Consider the following 18,589-nt stretch of genomic DNA (forward strand, 5'->3'; position numbering starts at 1 on the left):
TGGGCGTCGAGGAGCGAGATTATGGGGTGTTGTTACCGAGGTGTCAACACTTCTCGAAAACAATCTCGCGATGGGGTCAGAGCCTTTTCCGTTGGAAAGGGATCCGACCCTGCTGCTGGATCGCAGGCAAAAAAAATCCCCGCCGAAGCGAGGAGTTTTTTCGTTGGTGCCCAGGAGAGGACTCGAACCTCCACGGTTTTACCCGCTAGTACCTGAAACTAGTGCGTCTACCAATTCCGCCACCTGGGCGTTCCAGAGACGCAATTGTGAAGATGAATCCGCAGGCTGTCAACGATTTCCAACAAATATTTCACGCGGCACTTCCAAGGCCGCTCTGACCCGCTCTGCACGTCTGCAACGGCTACCATGTAGGGCGATGACTACCAAAAAACCAAGCAAGGGCGGGAGCAAGTCCCGCAGCCAGGCCCCGACCAAGGGCGCCAAGGCGGGCGCAGCCCGCACCACCAAGCCGGGCAAGCCGCTGCCGGGCTGGTTCCCCGAATCGAATGAAGGCGGTGCACCGCCGCGCGGCCGCAAGGGCCGCGGCGTAGATGCCGCCGCACCGGGCCCGGCCCCGGGCCGCAAGCTGCCGCCGACCGGCAAGGTGATCGACGATCCCTATGCCGCCCGCGAAGCCGAGAAGTACGAACAGCCCATCGCCAGCCGCGAGGCCATCCTGGCCCTGCTGGAGCGCTGCGACGGGCCGCAGACCGCGGAGGAACTGGGCGCGCGCCTGGGCCTGACCGCGGCCGACCGTGCCGAGGCACTGTCGCGCCGGCTCGGCGCCATGGTCCGTGACGGCCAGCTGGTGCAGAACCGCCGCGGCGGCTTCGCGCCGATCCAGACCCTGAACCTGGTCACCGGCGTGGTGATCGCCAACCCGGAAGGGTTCGGCTTCCTGCGCCCGGTCGAGGGCGGCGACGATCTGTTCCTGCCGCCCTATGAAATGCGCAAGGTGATGCACGGCGACAAGGTGCTGGCCCGCGTGACCGGCATCGACCACCGTGGACGCCGCGAAGGCAGCATCGCCCGCGTGCTCGAGCGCGGTATGACCCGCCTGATCGGTCGCTTCAGCATTGAAATGGGCATCAATTACGTGGTGCCCGATGACAAGCGCATCCAGCGCAACGTACAGGTACCGCCGGACCAGACCGGTGGCGCGCGCGATGGCCAGCTGGTGGTCTGCGAACTGACCCAGGCACCGGACAGCCGCCGCCCGCCGATCGGCCGCATCATCGCCGTGCTCGGCGACAAGCTGACCGCTTCGCTGGTGGTGGAGACCGCCATCCACGGCCACGAACTGCCGTTCGAGTTCCCGCAGGAAGTGCTGGATGAAGCCGCCTCGGTGCCGATGGTGGTCGAGCCGGCGATGATCGGCGACCGCGTCGACCTGCGCAGCACGCCGCTGGTGACCATCGACGGTGAAGATGCCAAGGACTTCGACGACGCGGTCTACTGCGAACCGAATGCCGATGGCTTCCGCCTGGTGGTGGCCATTGCCGATGTCTCCAACTACGTGCGCCCCGGCACGCCGCTGGACGAGGAAGCGCAGAAGCGCGCCACGTCGGTGTACTTCCCGGGCTTCGTGGTGCCGATGCTGCCGGAGACCCTGTCCAACGGCATCTGCTCGCTGATGCCCAAGGTCGATCGCATGTGCTTCGTCTGCGACATGCAGATCGACCGCGACGGTGTGGTCAGCCATTCGCGCTTCTACGAGGCAGTGATGAACTCGCACGCGCGCCTCACCTACACCCAGGTGTGGAAGGCGGTGGGCGAGGACGATGCCGATACCAAGGCCTGGATGGGCCCGCTGCTGCCGCAGGTGCAGCGCCTGCACCAGCTGTACAAGGTGCTGTCCAAGGCGCGTGCCAAGCGCGGCGCCATCGAGTTTGAAAGCAGCGAAGTGCGCTTCGTGCTGGACAACCGTGGCGAAGTCACCCAGGCCGGCATGCTGGTGCGCAACGATGCGCACAAGCTGATCGAGGAATGCATGATCGCGGCCAACGTGGAGGCGGCCAAGTACCTGCTGTCGCGCCATGTGCCGGCCCCGTACCGCGTCCACGAGAAGCCGCCGGAGACCAAGTTCGCCGACCTGCTGGAATTCCTCAAGGAGTTCAAGCTGAGCCTGCCGCCGTGGTCGAAGGTGCGCCCGGGCGACTACACCAAGCTGCTGAAGAAGATCCGCGACCGTCCCGATGCCACGCTGCTGGAATCGGTGCTGCTGCGCAGCCAGAGCCTGGCGGTGTACAGCCCGGACAACAATGGTCACTTCGGCCTCGCCCTGGAGGCGTACGCGCACTTCACCTCGCCGATCCGTCGTTATCCCGACCTGCTGGTACACCGTGCGATCAAGCACGCGCTGTCCGGCAAGCCGCTGGACAAGTTCACCTACAACGCCCGCGAGATGGCCGCGCTGGCGCTGCAGTGTTCCGAGCGCGAGCGTCGTGCCGACGAGGCCGAGCGCGAGGTCGACGAGCGCTACCGCGCGGCGTGGATGGAAAAGCACGTGGGCGGCCAGTTCGACGGCGTGATCAGCGGCGTGACCAGCTTCGGTCTGTTCGTGGAGCTGGATGATTCCAAGGTGCAGGGCCTGGTCCATGTGACCCAGCTGCCGCAGGACTATTACAAGTTCGACGCCACCCGGAAGACGCTGACCGGCGAACGCCGCGGCAGCAGCTACCGGTTGGGCGACCGCGTGCGCATTCTGGTGCTGAAGGCCAGCATGGAAGAGCGCAAGATCGACTTCCGCCTGGTCGAGCACAAGGGTGAGGACGAGGGTGATGGCCTGCCGCCGCTGCCCGAACGCGGCAAGCCGGCCAAGCGCACGAAAAAGCAGTATTGAAAGGCGTGCCGACCAACGGTCGGCACCCCACCTTGCCCGGTAGGTGCCAACCGTTGGTTGGCACATTCCTCACCCGGTAGGTGCCAACCTTGGTTGGCACGACGTTCCGGAGGAACCCAGCATGCAAGGCCAACCCGAGTACCGCGGCGGCTGCCAGTGCGGCGCCATCCGCTTCGAGGCGCGCGGCGCCCTCACCGACAGCTCGATCTGCCACTGCCGGATGTGCCAGAAGGCCTTCGGCGCCTACTACGCGCCACTGGTCTCGGTGCGCGGCGCGCAGTTCAGCTGGACCCGCGGCCAGCCGCGCTATTTCCAGTCCTCCAACGTGGTCCGCCGTGGCTTCTGCGGCGACTGCGGCACCCCGCTGACCTACGAGGCCCCGGACGGCATGGCCGTGGCCGCCGGCGCCTTCGACGCACCCGAGCGCCTGCCGCCGACCCTGCAGTACGGCATGGAGCGCAAGCTGCCCTTCGTGGATGGCCTGGGCCTGTTGCCCGGCAGCCGCACCGAGGAGGACGTGACCGCCCTGGAATTCCTGGCCACGATCGTGTCCCACCAGCACCCTGACCACGACACCCCGCACTGGCCGCCGCGCACCCGTTGAGGTTTGTGTAGAGCCGAGCCCACGCTCGGCTGCCTTGAAGCGCGGCCGCCGCCGATGCTCTACCATAGCCACCCCCTTTCCGGTTCGGCCCCCGCATGAGCAAGAACAGCCAGTGGATCGTCGGCGTCAACGCCGTCGCCTCCTCCATCGAGAACGACGCCGACAACGTCCGCGAAGTGCTGGTCGAGGCCGGTGCGAAGAACCCGCGCCTGGTCGAAATCGAGGAAAACGCCCGCCGCAAGGGCATCGACGTGCGCAAGGTCAACAGCCAGGCGCTGGACGGTGTCGGCGGTTCGGTGCGTCATCAGGGTGTGGCCGCGCGCTATGCCGCAGCCCGCACCTACAGCGAGAACGAGCTGGAAGGCCTGGTCACCGCTGCCGAGGGCAAGGCCCTGCTGCTGGTGCTGGACGAGGTGCAGGACCCGCACAACCTGGGCGCCTGCCTGCGCTCGGCTGCGGCAGCCGGTGCTACCGCGGTGATCATTCCCAAGGACAAGTCGGCCACGGTCAATGCCACGGTGCGCAAGACCTCGGCCGGTGCCGCCGATCTCATCCCGGTGGTGGCGGTGACCAACCTGTCGCGCTGCCTGAAGGACCTGCAGAAGCAGGGCGTGTGGATCTACGGCTTGGCAGGTGAAGCCACCGCGTCGCTGTACCAGCTGGACCTGAAGGGCAACATCGCCCTGGTGCTGGGCGGCGAAGCCGACGGTTTGCGCCGCCTGACCCGCGAGAACTGCGATGGCCTGGTCAAGATCCCGATGCCGGGCGAGATCGAGAGCCTGAACGTCTCCGTCGCCGCAGGCGTCAGCCTGTTCGAGGCCGTGCGCCAGCGCGGTTGATCGGCTGACGGTTTTGTAGAGCCGAGCCCATGCTCGGCTGCTTCCTGATCGGGACGACGCGGCCGCGCGGCCTGCGACAGCCGAGCATGGGCTCGGCTCTACGGAAGTCGCGTGTCGACCAAGGTCGACACCTGCCAGAGCGGTGCACCCCGCCATCCCATGGAGCCTTACCCCGCGCTGCCGCCCAGCGCCTTGAACAGGGTCACGTCGTTGTTCAGCTGGCTCTGCCGCACGCGCGCCAGTGACAGCTCGGCATCGCGCCGGGTCTGCTGTGCTTCCAGCCATGTACGCAGGTCCGTAGCACCCACCCGGTAGCGCACTTCCTGCGCGCGCTCCACTTCCACGGCCTGGTCATACGATGCCTGCGAAGCGGCCACCTGGCGCGCCAGCTGCTCGCGCGCCGACAGCGCGTTGTCCACTTCCGAAAGTGCGGTGTACAGCGTCTTGCGGAAGTTAGTCGCGGCGATCTGGTAGCCGGTCCCGGCAATGTCGGTGTCCAGCTGCGCGCGCTGCAGGTTGAGGAAGGGCAGCGACAGGCCGGCGCCAAGTGTGGCCACCGGGTTGCGCAGCACATCCCCCAGCGAGGTCGCACTGGAGCCGAGGCTGCCGGTCAGGCTCAGTGCCGGGTAGTACTGGGTGGCGGTCACCTTGATCGTCTTCAGGCTGTTGCGCAGGCGCAGCTCGGCCGCGCGCAGGTCGGGGCGGCGGCCCAGCAGGTCGGCCGGCAGGCCTTCGTCGATGCCCGGGCTGCGGGCGGCCTGCAGGTCCTGCGGCTCATCCTGCTGCGGCCACGGCGTGCCATCCAGCAGCACCGTCAACGCGTTGCGGACTTCCACCCGCTGCTGTTCCAGCGCGCTCTGCGCCGAACGCTGCGATTCCAGGTTCTGCAGAGCCTGACGCACTTCCAGCCGCGATACCGCACCGGCGTCGAAGCGCGCCTGCACCAGGTCGCGGGTGCGCTCCAGGCGTTGCAGGTTGGCCTCGCCGCTGGCGATGGACTGGTTGAGGTAGGCCAGCGTCCAGTACTGGCTGATCGTGTCGCCGATCACCAGCAGGGCGGTGTTCTGCCGGTCCTCCTCGCTGGCCTGGGCTTCCCAGCGGGCGATGTCGCGCGCGGTGCGCAGGCGGCCCCACAGGTCCACCTCCCACGACAGCGACACGCCAGTGGAATAGCCGCGGCTCCAGTCGGCGGCCTGGTCGGTGGGACGGCTGCCGCTGGCGCTGACGCCGGACGAGGACGGCTGCGGCCACAGCGCGTTGCTGGCCAGGCCGGCCTGCAGGCGGGCGCGCTGCACGGCCAGGCCGGCGGCACCGAGGTCGCTGTTGGCGGCCAGGGCCTGCGCCACCAGGCGGTCCAGGCGCTCGTCACCGAAGCCGGTCCACCAGGTGTCCTGGCGGACGTCGCGGCCCGGGGTGTCCAGGCTGCTGCGCGGGTCATCGGCCGGCGCGTTGAGGGTGGCATCGCCACGGCCATAGGTCGCGGCCACGGCCGGGTCTTCGGTGGGGTAGCGGCCCACCGAGGCGCAGCCGGACAGGGCGAGCAGCACCGCGCCGACCAGCAGCAGGCGCGAAGGGGCAGGGGAGGTCAGTCGGGTCATCATTTTCATTCGCGGGCCAGGGCCTCCACCGGGTCGAGCTGGGCGGCATTGCGTGCCGGCAGGAATCCAAACGCCACGCCGATCAGGGTCGAGCAGGCAAACGCGGCGATGATCGAGGCAGTGGAGAACACCACCTGGAAATTACTGGAGAAGTGGCCGATCAGCACGCCCAGCAGCAGCGCAAGGCCGATGCCGAGCAGGCCGCCGATCAGGCATACCAGCACCGCTTCGATCAGGAACTGCTGGCGGATGTCGCTCTGCCGCGCACCCACAGCCATGCGCACGCCGATCTCGCGGGTCCGCTCGGTCACCGACACCAGCATGATGTTCATGACGCCGATGCCGCCGACCAGCAGGGCGATGGCGGCGATCGCGCCGATCAGCAGGGTCATCGTGCGCGTGGTCTGCTCGATGGTCTCGCGGATCTCGGCGCTGTTGCTGAGGAAGAAATCCTCGGTGCCGTGGCGCAGGGTCAGCAGCCGGGTGATGGCCTCCTGCGCGGCATCCATCGGTGTTTCATCGTTGACGCGCACGGTGATGCTGGAGACGTAGCTCTGCCCCAGCATGCGCGACATCACCGTGGTGTACGGCACGAACACGCCCAGGCTGGTGCTGCCACCGAAGCCGAAGCTCTGCTTCTTGGCTACACCGACCACGCGTACCGGCACGTTGCCCAGCAGGATCACCTGGCCGATCGGGTCGCTGTCGGGGAAGAACTGGGTCTTCGTGTTCTCGTCGATCACGCCTACCTGCGCCAGGCCGCGGATCGCGTCGATGTCGAAGAAGCTGCCGTCGAGCAGGGTCACACCCTTCACCCGGAAATACTGCTCGCCAACGCCGCTGATCTGCGCCGACGCAGACTGGTTGCGGTAGCGCGCGGTCACCGAGGCGGACACACTGGGCGTAGCGCTGTCCACGTAGCTCTGTTGCGACAGCGCATCTGCATCGGTGGCCTTCAGCGTCTGCACGCGCGCCGAGCGCATGTCACCGAAGCCACGGCCGGGGTAGACGTCGATGGTGTTGGTGCCCAGCGCGCTGATGTTCTGCAGGATCTGCTGCTGCGAGCCGTTGCCCAGCGCCACCACCGACACTACCGAGGCGATGCCGATGATGATGCCGAGCATGGTCAGGAAGGTGCGCAGGCGGTGGGCGTTCATCGCCAGCAGCGCCATCCGGAACGCTTCGGTGAAGCGATCGCGAGCCGCGCGCCAGCTGCTGCCATGGGCGACGTCGGCGCTGGGCTGGCGCTGCGCACGGTAGTCCGGCGCCTTCGGATTGGCGCGGTCGGCGATGATCTCGCCGTCGCGGATCTCGATGATGCGCTGGGCGTGCTCGGCCACGCTCATGTCGTGGGTGACGATGATGATGGTGTGGCCTTCGGCATGCAGCTCGCCGAGGATGGCCATAACTTCCTCACCGGATTTCGTGTCCAGCGCGCCGGTCGGTTCGTCGGCGAGGATCACCTCGCCGCCGTTCATCAGGGCGCGGGCGATCGACACGCGCTGCTGCTGGCCGCCGGACAGCTGGCCCGGCTTGTGGTGCATGCGGTCGTGCAGGCCCAGCCGCTGCAGCAGCTGCTCGGCGCGCGCGTTGCGGATCGGCCCGGGGCTGCCGGCATACACCGCCGGCACTTCCACGTTGCCACGCGCATCGAGGTCGCCCAGCAGGTGGTAGCGCTGGAAGATGAAACCGAAATGCCCGCGTCGCAGCTCGGCCAGCTCGTCCGGCTCCATCTTTCCGGTTTCGCGGCCGGCCACCTGGTAGCTGCCGCGCGTCGGGCGGTCCAGGCAGCCGAGGATGTTCATCAGCGTCGATTTGCCCGAGCCGGACTGGCCGACGATGGCCACCATCTCACCGGCATGGATGTCCAGGTTGACGTCGCGCAGCACGGCGATGACGTCCTCGCCGGCCGGGAACTCGCGGCGCAGGTCACGCAGGCGCAGCAGGGGCGCCGTCATGCTCATCGGCGCGGACCCATGCCACCGGGCGGGCCCATGCGCATCGCGCCGCCGCTGCGGTTGCCGGTGCCGCTGCTGGCGGCGGCCGCACCGCCTTCGCCGACCACCACGCGCTCGCCCTCCTTCAGCCCGGACAGGATCTGCGCGGAGGCACCGTTGTTGATGCCGACCTTGACCTTGCGCGGCTGCGGCTGGCCCTGTTCGTTGACCACGCGCACCACGCGCTCGCTGTCACGCGTCTTCGGGCCCAGCGCCACGGCCGGCACCAGCAGCGCGCCCTTGGCCTGCTGCAGCAGCACCGAGACCTGCGCGGTCATGTCGATGCGCAGGGTGCCATCGGGGTTTTCCACGTCGAACAGCGCGTTGTAGTAAACCGCGCTGCTGGAACTGGAGCTGGACGAGCTGCTGGAGCTGGACGAGCTTTCGTTGGCGATGGACGACGGCGCCGGATTGATCTGGCGCAGCGTGGCGTGGTACTTGCGGTCCGGATCGCCGAGGGTGGTGAAGTACACCGGCATGCCGGCCTTGATCTTGACCACGTCGGCCTCGGAGACCTCGGCATTGACGGTGACCACGTCCAGGCGCGCCAGCATGACGATGGTCGGCGCGGTCTGGTTGGCGTTCACCGTCCGGCCTTCCTCGGCCACCACCGCGACCACGGTGCCGTCCATCGGCGCGGTGATGCGGGTGTAGGCGAGGTTGGCGCGGGCGGTGCCCAGTTCGGTCTCGCGGCCCTTGATCTGCGCCTCGTACGACTGCAGCTGGGCGCGGGCGGTCTTCAGCGTGGCTTCGGCGGCATCGTATTCCTGCCGCGAGGTGGCCTCGGCGGCCAGCATTTCCTTCTGCCGGGCGAAGTCCAGCTCGGCCTGGCGCAGGCTGGCCTGCTGCACGGCGCGCTGGGCGATCACCTGGTCCAGCGAGGCCTGGGCGTTAAGCACCTGGTTCTGCTGGGTGGTGGCGTCGATCTCGGCGATCAGGTCGCCTTCCTTCACCGTATCGCCCAGCTGCACCTTCAGCGATTTGATCTGGCCCGAGGCCTGCGCACCGACGCTGACCAGCTTGTAGGCATCGATAACACCGGTGGCTTCCACCGTCTGTTCGATGTCGCCGCGGCTGACCGGGCTGGTGGCCAGGGCCGGGGCGGCGGGCTTGCGCAGCAGCCACCAGGCGCACGCGGCAGCAATGACGACAAGCAGGACAATCACGATCAGACGACCCCGGCGGGTCGCGGGCAACAGGCGGGAGATCACGTGCGGGCTTCACTCGGGCAGGCCGCCGCAGCGGCAATGGTGGGCATTGTGAAGATCGGGCGCAGGCGGGCTCAATGCTCGGGGTGTGTCTGTGTGTAACACTGTCGGCCGAAACGCGTAACTGCAGGTATCCGGCCCCGGCGTGGATACAGTGGTACGCACTGGACAGGATGCGGTTCAGCTCCCGACACGGGAAAATCGCGATATGGAGACTGAAAACCCGATGCATCGCCTGTTGATCGTCGACGACGACAATGACATCCGCACCCTGCTGGCCGAACAGCTCGGCCGCGCCGGCTACCTGGTCAGCACCGCGGCCGATGGCACCAGCATGCGCCAGCTGCTGGAGCGCGAGCACGTGGACCTGATCGTGCTGGACCTCAACCTGCCGCGTGAGGATGGCTTGACCCTGTGCCGTGATCTGCGCGCGCGCTCGAACACGCCGGTGATCATGCTGACCGCTCGTGCCGAGCCGATCGACCGCGTGCTGGGCCTGGAAATGGGCGCCGACGATTACCTGGCCAAGCCGTTCGAGCCGCGCGAGCTGTTGGCGCGCATCCGCAACGTGCTGCGCCGGACCGAGGCCCTGCCGGCCAACCTGGAGCCGCTGGCGGTGCGCCGCGCGCGCTTCTCACGCTGGATCTTCGATCTGGAACACCGCCACCTGGTCGACCCCGATGGCCGCGTGGTGGTGCTGTCCGGCGCCGAGTTCCGCCTGCTGCGGGTGTTCATCGCGCACGCCAACAAGGTGCTCTCGCGCGAACAGCTGGTGGCGCTCAGCAGCGGCCGCAACTACGAGGCGCAGGACCGCGCGATCGACCTGCAGGTCAGCCGGCTGCGCAACAAGCTGGCCGACGATGGCGGCCCCGATGGCCTGATCAAGACCGTGCGCAACGAAGGCTATGTACTGGCCTCGGCCGTCAACCTGGAATAAGCCGTGATGAAGCGCCTGCGCCACTTCCTGTCCTCGATGGTGGGGCGGCTGTTCGTGATCCTGCTGCTGGGCATGTCGGTGGCCGCGATCGGCGCGACCATGCTGGCCACGTCCAAGCGCCAGCAGGACTTCGAACGGCAGAACCTCAACCGCATCGCCGACCGCCTGCAGGGCTACGTCAACCTGCTCGACGGCAACCCGGAACTGCGTGACCGCCTGCTGGAAATGGGCGGGCCGAGCGTGCGCGCGCTGCAGCCCGGCGCTCGCCTGGGCCGCGTCGATACGGCGCTGATGGAAGTGCTCGATGACCGCCCCGGACCGGTGGCGCGCGCGCATGTGCACTTCACCTCGTTCCGCTCGTGCATCCCCAAGCTGCAGGAACTGCTGCCGCCGCCACCGCCGGGCCAGCGGCGCCCGCCACGTGAACGCGACCCGTCCTTCATCCCGCCCAAGTGCCGGGCCGTGGACGTGGTCCTCAGCGATGGCACCTCGCTGAAGCTGGCGCTGGATTCGCCGGCGGTGGCGCACAACGGCGTGCTGGCCGTAGACCCGCTGTTCCTGACCCTGCTGGTGCTGGCGATCGCCGTGCTGGCCTACATCGTTTCGCGCATGGCCAGCGCGCCGCTGCAGGAACTGGCCTCGGCAGCCGAGGAACTGGGCGACGACCTGCAGCGCGACCCGTTGCCCCTGCGCGGCCCGCGCGAAGTGCAGCGCGCCGCCGAGGCATTCAATGCCATGCAGCAGCGGCTGCAGCGGCACTTGGCCGAACGCACGCAGATGCTGGCGGCGATCACCCACGACCTGCAGACGCCGCTGACCCGGCTGCGCCTGCGCCTGGAAAACGTGACCGACGAGATCCTCCGCGAGCGCCTGATCGGCGACCTCGCAGCCATGCAGGCCCTGGTGCGAGAAGGCTTGGAGCTTGCCCGCAGCGCCGAGAGCGCCGAACAGCGCGCGGCCCTCGACCTGGATTCGCTGCTGGAGAGCATCGTCGAGGACACCGCCGAGGCGGGCGCCGACGTGGCCTTCGAAGGCGCCAGTGGCGCGGTGCTGATGCTGCGGCCGCTGGCGATGCACCGCCTGTTCTCCAACCTGGTGGACAACGCGGTGATGTATGCCGAGCGCGTGCGGGTGCGGGTGGAACGCAGCGGCGGTGGCATCACCGTGGTGGTGGCCGACGATGGCCCGGGGCTGGCCGATGACCAGCTCGAAGCGGTGTTCGATCCCTTCGTGCGGGTGGAAACCTCACGCTCGCGGCAGACCGGCGGCGCTGGCCTGGGCCTGACCATCGCCCGCGCGCTGGCCGAGAAGGACGGCGCCCGGCTGTGGCTGCGCAACCGCCCCGAGGGCGGACTGGAAGCGGTGGTGCAGTGGCCGGCGGGCAGCCCGGCGGCCGGGCGCTGAGTCGGGGGTCCGGATAGTTACGGTCAGAGCCCTCTGCGTGCGCAGAGGGATCCGGCCCCGGGTCGGATCCCTTCCGCCGCAGGCGTAAGGGCTCTGCCCCCGCCTCATACCCCGGCTTTCACGCCGCGGTGACGCCGAGGGGGGTGTTTGCCCTATCATTCGCCCCATCTCCCCACAGTTCCCGCGATGAGCCAGCCTGTTCACACCGGCGCGCGGCCCCGTACCGCCCGGTTGTTCCTGTTCCTGCCTGTTGCCATGCGCGGCAACCGCACCTGGCCGCTGCCGTTGCAGTAATGGGCGGTCAGGGGGCTGGCAGGCGCCTGGCGGGGCGCCACCCGGAACACCATGTTCGTCGCCTGTTGCGGCTCGGTGTGCTGTGGCTGTTGCTGCTGCTGGCGTCGCCGCTGACGGCCCAGACCGTCGCGCCACCGCTGCGCGATTACGCCATCGACGTGTGGACCTCGCGCAACGGCCTGCCGCACAACTCGCTGCGCGACATCGCCCAGACCCCCGAAGGCCACCTGTGGTTCGCCACCTGGGAAGGCCTGGTGCGCTACAACGGCCTGGATTTCACCGTGTTCGACCGCAGCACGCGGCCGGGCCTGCGCGACAACGGCATCGGCGCGCTGCTGGTGGACCGTCAGGGCGGGCTGTGGATCAGCGATTCGCGCGGCAACGTGACCTACCGCAGCAGCGCCGGCCAGTGGCGGGTCTGGGAACACCAGGCCAACACCCCGGAAGTGCTGATCCAGTCCATGCAGATGGACAGCCAAGGGCGCCTGTGGCTGCTGTACGAGGGCAAGGGCATCGCCTACCTGACCCCGGAATCCGGCATCGTCTACCAGCCGCCGCCGCCGGACCTGCCACTGGCGATGAGCTTCACCAAGCTGGTGGTCGATGCCCAGGACCGGGTCTGGATCGGCACCCTCGATGGCCTGGTGCTGCGCGACAACGATGGCGAGCTCAAGCGTGCGCCGGCCGAATGGGGCGTCGGCAAAGGCCTGACCTGGCCTTATCGAGCACCGGATGGCGCCCTGTGGATCGTGGCCGGCGAACGCCTGTACCGGGTCGAGGATGACCGCCTGGTGCGGGTCCACAGCCTGCCCGGCCAGCTGCACATGACCGCGATGCTGCAGGACCGCCACGGCGACATCTGGCTGGGCACCGAGAACCAGGGCCTGCTGCGCATCTCCAGCCACGGCCTGGAGCGCCTGCCGGCCGGTCTGAACCTGCCCGGCGGGCGGGTGGTGAGCCTGCGCGAGGACGCCGAGGGCAGCATCTGGGTCGGCGCCAACGGTGGCCTGTACCGCCTGCGCGAAACGCTGTTCAGCAGCTACACCGAGCGCGATGGCCTGAGCGGTGACTACGTGCGCACCGTGTTCGAGGACCGCGATCGCCGGCTGTGGGTGGGCAGCGCCAGCGGTCTGGACCTGCAGACCGCCGATGGCCGCTTCCGCGCGATGCCGCTGCACAACCGGGGTGGCAAGGCGGCGTCGGTGCTGAGCCTGGCCCAGGATCCCGGCGGCGACGTCTGGGTGGGCACCTTCGGCGACGGCGTCTACCGCCTGCGCGCCGATGGAAGCCTGCGCCACAACTACGATGCCGCCGATGGCATGCCGGGTGGCAATATCCGCGCGATCAGCGTCGATCCGTCCGGCGTGGTCTGGGCCGGCACGCAGAAGGGCGTGGTGCGCATCGACGGCGCCCGCGTGCGGGTGGCAAACATGCCGGGCATGCCCACCGGCCTGATCACCGCGCTGGAACACGATCACCAGGGCAACCTGTGGATCGGCACCATCGAGGGCATCCGCGTGCTGCGCAGCGACCACGTACAGGCCATCGACCTGGCACCGATGGGCGGTGGCCGCAGTGTGTTCGGCTTCCACCAGATCGGCGACGCGATGTGGATCAGCAGCGACCGTGGCCTGTACCGCTGGTACAAGGACCGCCTGTCGCGGGTCGGCCTGGAGCAGGGCATGCCGGTCGATACGGTGTTCCAGCTGGTTCCCGACCGGCTGGGCAATGTGTGGATCAGCAGCAACCGCGGCGTGCTGCGCACCGACATGGCGACCTTGAACGCGGTGGCTGACGGCCGCGCGCCACGGGTGACCGTGGAGCGCTACAACGAGATCGACGGCATGGCCAACGCGCAGGCCAATGGCAGCTCGGCGCCGTCGGCGATCCTGCGCCAGGATGGCAGCTTCTGGGTGGTCACCGCCGGTGGCCTGAGCACGGTGGACCCGCAGCGCCTGCAGCGCTTCCGCGAACGCCCGGCGCCGCCGGCGGCGATCGAGAACGTGCAGGTCGATGGCGCGCAGGTGCATTGGGAAGGGCCCGAGCGCAACCTGATTCCCGGCGGGCGCCGGCTGGCGGTGAGCTTCGTCGGCCTCAGCTACCTGATGTCCGACCGCATCCGTTACCGCACCCGGCTGGAAGGCCTGGACGCCGGCTGGGTCGAGCGTGGCCCGCAGCGCAGCGTGGAGTACGTCGGCCTGCCACCAGGCGACTACACCTTGCACGTGGCGGCCTCGCACCCGGGCGGCGCCTGGGGCCAGCAGGAAGCGGTGTGGAGTTTCACCGTCGAGCCGTTCTGGTGGCAGCGGCACAGCGTGCAGGCCTTCATCGGCCTGTTGCTGCTGGGCGCGCTGGTGGCGCTGTACCGTTTCCTGCTGCAGCAGTACAAGGCCAGCAACCTGCGCCTGGCCCGGCGGGTGGATGAAGCAACCTTCGACCTGCAGGCGCAGACGGTGCACCTGCAGGCGTTGAACCAGGAAAAGACCGAGCTGGCCGAGCGCTTGGCGCGGCAGGCCGAGGCGTTCGAGCGGCAGGCCCGCGAGGATGCGCTGACCGGCCTGGCCAACCGCCGCGGCTTCGACGAGACGCTGGCGCGTGATTTCGCCCGTTCGCAGCGCAGCGGCCATCCGTTGAGCCTGGTGGTGCTGGACATCGATCACTTCAAGGACGTCAACGACACCTACAGCCACAGCATCGGCGATCTGGTGCTGAAGGAAGTGGCCGAAGTGATCGCCGCAGCCTGCCGCGATTCGGACCTGCCGGCGCGTACCGGTGGCGAAGAGTTCGCGCTGCTGCTCAATGACACGCGCCTGGAAGAAGCGGCGCAGGTCTGCGCGCGCCTGCGCGGCCTGTTCCATGACCATCCGGACTGGGCCGGAGTGAAGGGTCTGCGGGTGACCTTCAGTGCGGGCCTGGTGGAACTGGCCAATGACGACCGCACCCCGGCGTTGCTGTACCAGCGCGCCGACCGCGCGCTGTACCGCGCCAAGAGCGACGGCCGCGACCGCACCAGCATCGGGTAATTGCCATTTGGTTGGTGGGTGCGGACCGTTGGTCCGCACTGCAGGTGTGAATCTACCGCGGCCAGGCGTTGGCGATGGTGCAGAACAACCGTGCCGTCTGCTCGGTGTCGTACACCGCGCTGTGCGCCTCGTTCGCATCCCAGCCCAGGCCGGCGGCATTGGCTGCACGCGCCAGGACCGTCTGCCCATAGGCGATACCGGCCAGGGTGACCGTGTCGAACACGCTGAAGGGATGGAACGGGTTGCGCTTGTGGCCGGTGCGGGCCACGGCGGCATTGACGAAGCCCAGGTCGAAATGGGCGTTGTGCCCGACCAGGATCGCGCGCTGGCAGCCGTACTTCTTCATCGCTGCGCGGACCGGGGTGAAGATGTGGTCCAGCGCGGCCTTCTCTTCCTTCGCCAGCCGGAACGGATGGTCGAGGATGATGCCGGTCACTTCCAGCGACTTCGGGTCGATCTCCAGGCCTTCGGCGGGGACCACGTGGGCACTGGCGGTCTGGCCCGGGTAGAGCAGGCCGTTCTCGTCCATCTCGATCGGCACGGCGGCGATTTCCAGCAGCGCGTTGCGCTGGCTGTCGAAGCCGCCGGTTTCCACGTCCACCACCACCGGCAGGAAGCCGCGGAACCGTTGCGACATCGCGCGCTGCGCCATCGGAACCAAGGAAACAGGGGCGGTGTCAGCTGCGGGGGTGGGGTCAGTCATGCGCGGATTCTAGCAGAGCGACCCTGAGCGCCCGGCCACGCATCGCATGGCCGGGAGGCTGTGCACGGGTCAGCGGCGTGCCAGCACCACGTCGGCGATGACGCCGGTGGCCACGGCAATCAGCACGTAACGGCCGTCGACCTTGCGCCATTCCTGGCCGCGGGTGGGGGCGTGCAGGCCATGGTGGCGGTAATCGCGGACGTACTCGCCGCGGTGGTCACGGGCGAGCGTGTGGCCGCGACGGGGCGGATCGCGACGGTCGTCGTGGTGATCCTTGTGGCCGTGGTTGTCGTCGCGCCCACCGGCGCCATAGGGTGCGGCCATCGCGGGCGAGACGGCGGTGGCCAGCAGTGTCAGCGAAAGGGCGGCGGCAATCAGGCGCTTCATGGGGCAACTCCGGGGAAGGACGTGGTCATCGAGGCCACGGATCCAGCATCGGATTTTTTTGATGAATAGGCGATTAAATCGGCCTTTTGCGCGGTTTCGTCGCGTATCGGCGTGTAACGGGCTGGCCGCCAGACCGGTAGATGCCAACCTTGGCTGGCATGCGGAACAACCGCCAACCAAGGTTGGCGACTAACGGGGCGCGACGGTCCGGCCGGCCACCCACGCGTCCACGCTCAGGCGCCCGGCGCCGTTGAACAGCAGCGGCAGCAGCATCGCCATGAACAGCAGCGGCAGCTTGAAGTTGCCGAACCCCTGGTCGCTGATCGCATAGCCCATCGCCAGTTCTCCCAGTGAATGCCAGTGCATCGGCCAGTGCACGGCATAGGTGGCCACCACGGTCAGCACCAGCAGGCTCGCCGCGGCGAGGCGGGTGCCGAACCCGAACAGCAGGCAGGCCGCGCCGGCCAGCTCGAACCAGGTCGCCAGCTGCCAGTTCACGCCGGCGGGCAGCTGGTCGAACGGGAACGGGAACGCCCCCTGCAGTTCGGCAAACCAGTTCTCGCCCAGCAGCTTCTCGCGGCCGGACTCGAAATATTCCCAGGCCAGCAGCAGGCGCAGGCCCAGCGGCGCCAACCACGGGCCGCAGCGATCCAGCTGGCCGCGCACGGCGGCCAGGGGCAGGGTGTTCATCACGGGGAACTCCTCGTTGGAGGTATCAGGCCACGGTGGGCAGCGGGCCGATCAGACCGGCCTGCAGGAACTGCTGCAGCAGCGGGGTGCCGGGTTCGATCAACGCATCGGCGTCGAGCTGGTGCAGGTTGGCGAGCTGCTGCAGCTGCTGGCCGCCGGTGGCTCCCGGCGCCTCGTCGATGAGGATCAACAGGTGCGCGGCCAACGGGCTGAGCTGGGCGAAGCGCACCACGCCATCGGCATCGCGGCGGACCAGCAGGCCGGTCGGTTCGGCGGGTGGAGCGACCGGTGCGTCATCGGCGCCGAGGCGGTGGACCGGCCACGCGTACAGCAGCGGCCAGGCCAGCGGTGAACAGCGCAGCGGTTCCTGCAGCGGGTCGATGCCCGGGGCCGGCGGCAATGGCTCGGCCGCACGCTGGTACAGATCGGTTTCCACCCACTCGTAGTGGGCCAGCTCGGCCAGCGCCGGGTGCGGCAGCTCGGGCTGTGCCTGCAGCCAGTGCACGAACTCTGCTGCCACCGCGGTGAACAGCGGCGTGCGAGCGCGGTGGTGGGCGAAGTAGTGTCGGACCAGCTCGGCCCAGGCCGCCTCGCCGAGCAGGCGCACGCAGACCGGGAAACTGTTGCCGAGCAGGCCCAGCAGGTTGTTGGACAGCAGCCGCTGGTAGACCGCCACCCGCCGCGGGTCGAGGTCGGCCGGGGCAGGCACCTGCTGCGGGTCGCGCAGGTGCGCGGTGAATGCATGCTGCTGCGCGCACAGGCGCGCGGGCGCGTCAGCCATGGGCGACCTCGCGCTGCGTGCCCTGCAGCCGGCGGATGGTGCGCAGTTCGCCCTGCAGTTCGGCGTAGGGCGGGAAGTTGAAGTCGCGTTCCAGCACGGTCGGGCGCGGCCCGAAGCGGTCGTAGCTGCGCTCCAGCAGCGCCCACACCGGGTCGATCACCGGGCTGCCGTGGGTATCGATCTTCAGGTCGGGCGCCTCGTCCAGGTGGCCGGCCACGTGCAGGCAGACGATGCGCTGCGCGGGCAGCCCGGCGATGAAGGCGTCGGCATCGTAGCCATGGTTGCAGGCGTTGACGTAGACGTTGTTGACGTCCAGCAGGAGGTCGCAATCGGCCTCGGCCAGCACCGCGTTGGTGAAGGCCAGTTCGTCCATCGCCGGCTGCGGGGCCAGGTAGTAGGACACGTTCTCCACCGCGATGCGGCGGCCCAGCAGGTCCTGCACGCGGGCGATGCGCGCGGCGGTATGGCGCACGGCTTCGTCGGTGAACGGAATCGGCAGCAGGTCGTACAGCTGGCCGTCGTCGCTGCAGTAACTCAGGTGTTCGCTGTACAGCGGCACGCGGTGGCGCTCGAGGAAACGGCCGACCTGCTGCAGCAGCTCGGTATCCAGTGCAGCGCTGCCGCCCAGCGACAGCGACAGGCCGTGGCAGCTCAAGGGGTGGCGCCGGGCCAGTTCGTCCAGCGCATCGCCGGCCGGCCCGCCGACGTTGATCCAGTTTTCCGGCGCGCATTCCAGGAAATCGAAGTCGCCGGCCGGGGCGTCGTGCAGGTCCTGCAGCAGCGCACGCCGCAGGCCCAGCCCGACGGCCGCCGCAGGCAGCGGCAGCCGTGGGTGGACGACGCTGGCGGCAGCGTCAGTGCTTCGCACCGCACTTGCCTTCGCCGCACTTGCCCTCGGCGGCCTTCTTGTCGCCAGCGGTCTTCGCTTTGGTGCCAGCAGCCGCACCGGCCTTGCCCTTGTCGGCGCCACACTTGCCTTCGGCGCTCTTGCCGTCGGCACCGCACTTGCCCTCGGCATGCTTGGCGGTATCACCAGCCTTGCTGTCGGCGGCCTTTGCATCACCCGCCTTGGCAGCCTGGCCGGCCACCAGGTAGCCCTGGGCAAGGTCGGTCATGCTCAGGGCCGAAGCACTGGCAGTCACGCCCAGGCCTGCGGCCAGTGCAGTGGCGGTCAGCAGGGACAGGGTCTTGTTGGAACTGCTCATCGGTCGTACTCCTTGTGTGGTGGGCGGGCGCCCGGGGTGAAACGATGATGCCGCGATCGTACTCAAGGAATCCTCGC

Annotated in this window: 15 protein-coding genes and 1 tRNA gene; 6 read left to right on the forward strand and 10 right to left on the reverse strand. The window is 68.6% G+C overall.

Features of this window, described 5'->3' with window-relative positions:
* Positions 1-164 precede the first annotated feature (164 nt).
* Positions 165-249, reverse strand: a tRNA-Leu gene (locus DCO49_RS08530).
* Between the two features lie 232 nt (positions 250-481).
* On the opposite strand from DCO49_RS08530, the gene rnr reads away from it, so the two are divergent.
* The 3 genes from rnr (at position 482) to rlmB (ending at position 4,285) form a co-directional block, all read left to right on the forward strand.
* The gene (gene rnr, locus DCO49_RS08535) at positions 482-2,842 is read left to right on the forward strand and encodes a ribonuclease R (RefSeq protein WP_343126022.1); all 2,361 of its coding nucleotides are present in this window, start codon (positions 482-484) and stop codon (positions 2,840-2,842) included.
* A gap of 121 nt (positions 2,843-2,963) precedes the next feature.
* Positions 2,964-3,446, forward strand: coding sequence for a GFA family protein (locus tag DCO49_RS08540; protein ID WP_116863675.1), 483 nt, complete (start codon positions 2,964-2,966; stop codon positions 3,444-3,446).
* A 95-nt stretch (positions 3,447-3,541) separates the two neighbouring features.
* Positions 3,542-4,285, forward strand: a complete 744-nt coding sequence (gene rlmB / locus DCO49_RS08545; RefSeq protein WP_079221277.1) for a 23S rRNA (guanosine(2251)-2'-O)-methyltransferase RlmB — start codon at positions 3,542-3,544, stop codon at positions 4,283-4,285.
* 167 nt (positions 4,286-4,452) lie between these two features.
* Here the strand turns inward: rlmB and DCO49_RS08550 are convergent, their stop codons facing one another.
* The 3 genes from DCO49_RS08550 to DCO49_RS08560 are packed head-to-tail and all read right to left on the reverse strand — an operon-like array spanning position 4,453 to position 9,091.
* Positions 4,453-5,892 carry an efflux transporter outer membrane subunit gene (locus tag DCO49_RS08550; protein ID WP_116863676.1) on the reverse strand — a complete coding sequence of 480 codons (1,440 nt, stop codon included), beginning with the start codon at positions 5,890-5,892 and terminating at the stop codon, positions 4,453-4,455.
* On the reverse strand, positions 5,889-7,847 hold the full coding sequence (locus DCO49_RS08555) for a MacB family efflux pump subunit (protein WP_116863677.1): 1,959 nt from the start codon (positions 7,845-7,847) through the stop codon (positions 5,889-5,891). The genes DCO49_RS08550 and DCO49_RS08555 overlap by 4 nt, the downstream gene beginning before the upstream one ends.
* Entirely contained in the window at positions 7,844-9,091 is a 1,248-nt protein-coding gene (locus DCO49_RS08560) for an efflux RND transporter periplasmic adaptor subunit (RefSeq protein WP_116863678.1), read from the reverse strand. Before DCO49_RS08560 ends, DCO49_RS08555 begins: the two co-directional genes overlap by 4 nt.
* A gap of 205 nt (positions 9,092-9,296) precedes the next feature.
* On the opposite strand from DCO49_RS08560, the gene DCO49_RS08565 reads away from it, so the two are divergent.
* From DCO49_RS08565 to DCO49_RS08575, 3 genes are all read left to right on the forward strand, one after another.
* Positions 9,297-10,025 (forward strand): response regulator, encoded by a 729-nt coding sequence (locus DCO49_RS08565; RefSeq protein ID WP_079221281.1) that lies wholly within the window; start codon positions 9,297-9,299, stop codon positions 10,023-10,025.
* Between the two features lie 6 nt (positions 10,026-10,031).
* Positions 10,032-11,429: an ATP-binding protein gene (locus DCO49_RS08570; protein WP_116863679.1), complete on the forward strand. Its 1,398-nt coding sequence runs from the start codon at positions 10,032-10,034 to the stop codon at positions 11,427-11,429.
* A gap of 293 nt (positions 11,430-11,722) precedes the next feature.
* The gene (locus DCO49_RS08575; protein ID WP_116863680.1) at positions 11,723-14,746 is read left to right on the forward strand and encodes a ligand-binding sensor domain-containing diguanylate cyclase; all 3,024 of its coding nucleotides are present in this window, start codon (positions 11,723-11,725) and stop codon (positions 14,744-14,746) included.
* A 52-nt stretch (positions 14,747-14,798) separates the two neighbouring features.
* Here DCO49_RS08575 and rnt read toward each other — a convergent pair whose 3' ends face one another.
* From rnt to DCO49_RS08605, 6 genes are all read right to left on the reverse strand, one after another.
* Positions 14,799-15,383 carry a ribonuclease T gene (gene rnt / locus DCO49_RS08580; protein WP_012510544.1) on the reverse strand — a complete coding sequence of 195 codons (585 nt, stop codon included), beginning with the start codon at positions 15,381-15,383 and terminating at the stop codon, positions 14,799-14,801.
* Between the two features lie 135 nt (positions 15,384-15,518).
* A complete protein-coding gene (locus tag DCO49_RS08585; protein WP_116863681.1) occupies positions 15,519-15,836 on the reverse strand; it encodes an RcnB family protein in 318 nt (105 codons plus the stop codon).
* Between the two features lie 189 nt (positions 15,837-16,025).
* Positions 16,026-16,526 carry a DoxX family protein gene (locus DCO49_RS08590; RefSeq protein ID WP_116863682.1) on the reverse strand — a complete coding sequence of 167 codons (501 nt, stop codon included), beginning with the start codon at positions 16,524-16,526 and terminating at the stop codon, positions 16,026-16,028.
* Between the two features lie 25 nt (positions 16,527-16,551).
* Positions 16,552-17,307, reverse strand: a complete 756-nt coding sequence (locus DCO49_RS08595; RefSeq protein ID WP_116863683.1) for a putative DNA-binding domain-containing protein — start codon at positions 17,305-17,307, stop codon at positions 16,552-16,554.
* A complete protein-coding gene (locus DCO49_RS08600) occupies positions 17,300-18,175 on the reverse strand; it encodes a DUF692 domain-containing protein (protein WP_116863684.1) in 876 nt (291 codons plus the stop codon). The genes DCO49_RS08595 and DCO49_RS08600 overlap by 8 nt, the downstream gene beginning before the upstream one ends.
* Complete coding sequence (locus DCO49_RS08605; protein ID WP_116863685.1) at positions 18,162-18,512, reverse strand: hypothetical protein; 351 nt, start codon at positions 18,510-18,512, stop codon at positions 18,162-18,164. Before DCO49_RS08605 ends, DCO49_RS08600 begins: the two co-directional genes overlap by 14 nt.
* Positions 18,513-18,589: the final 77 nt, after the last annotated feature.

Source organism: Stenotrophomonas sp. SPM, from assembly GCF_003105135.1.
Classification (GTDB): domain Bacteria; phylum Pseudomonadota; class Gammaproteobacteria; order Xanthomonadales; family Xanthomonadaceae; genus Stenotrophomonas.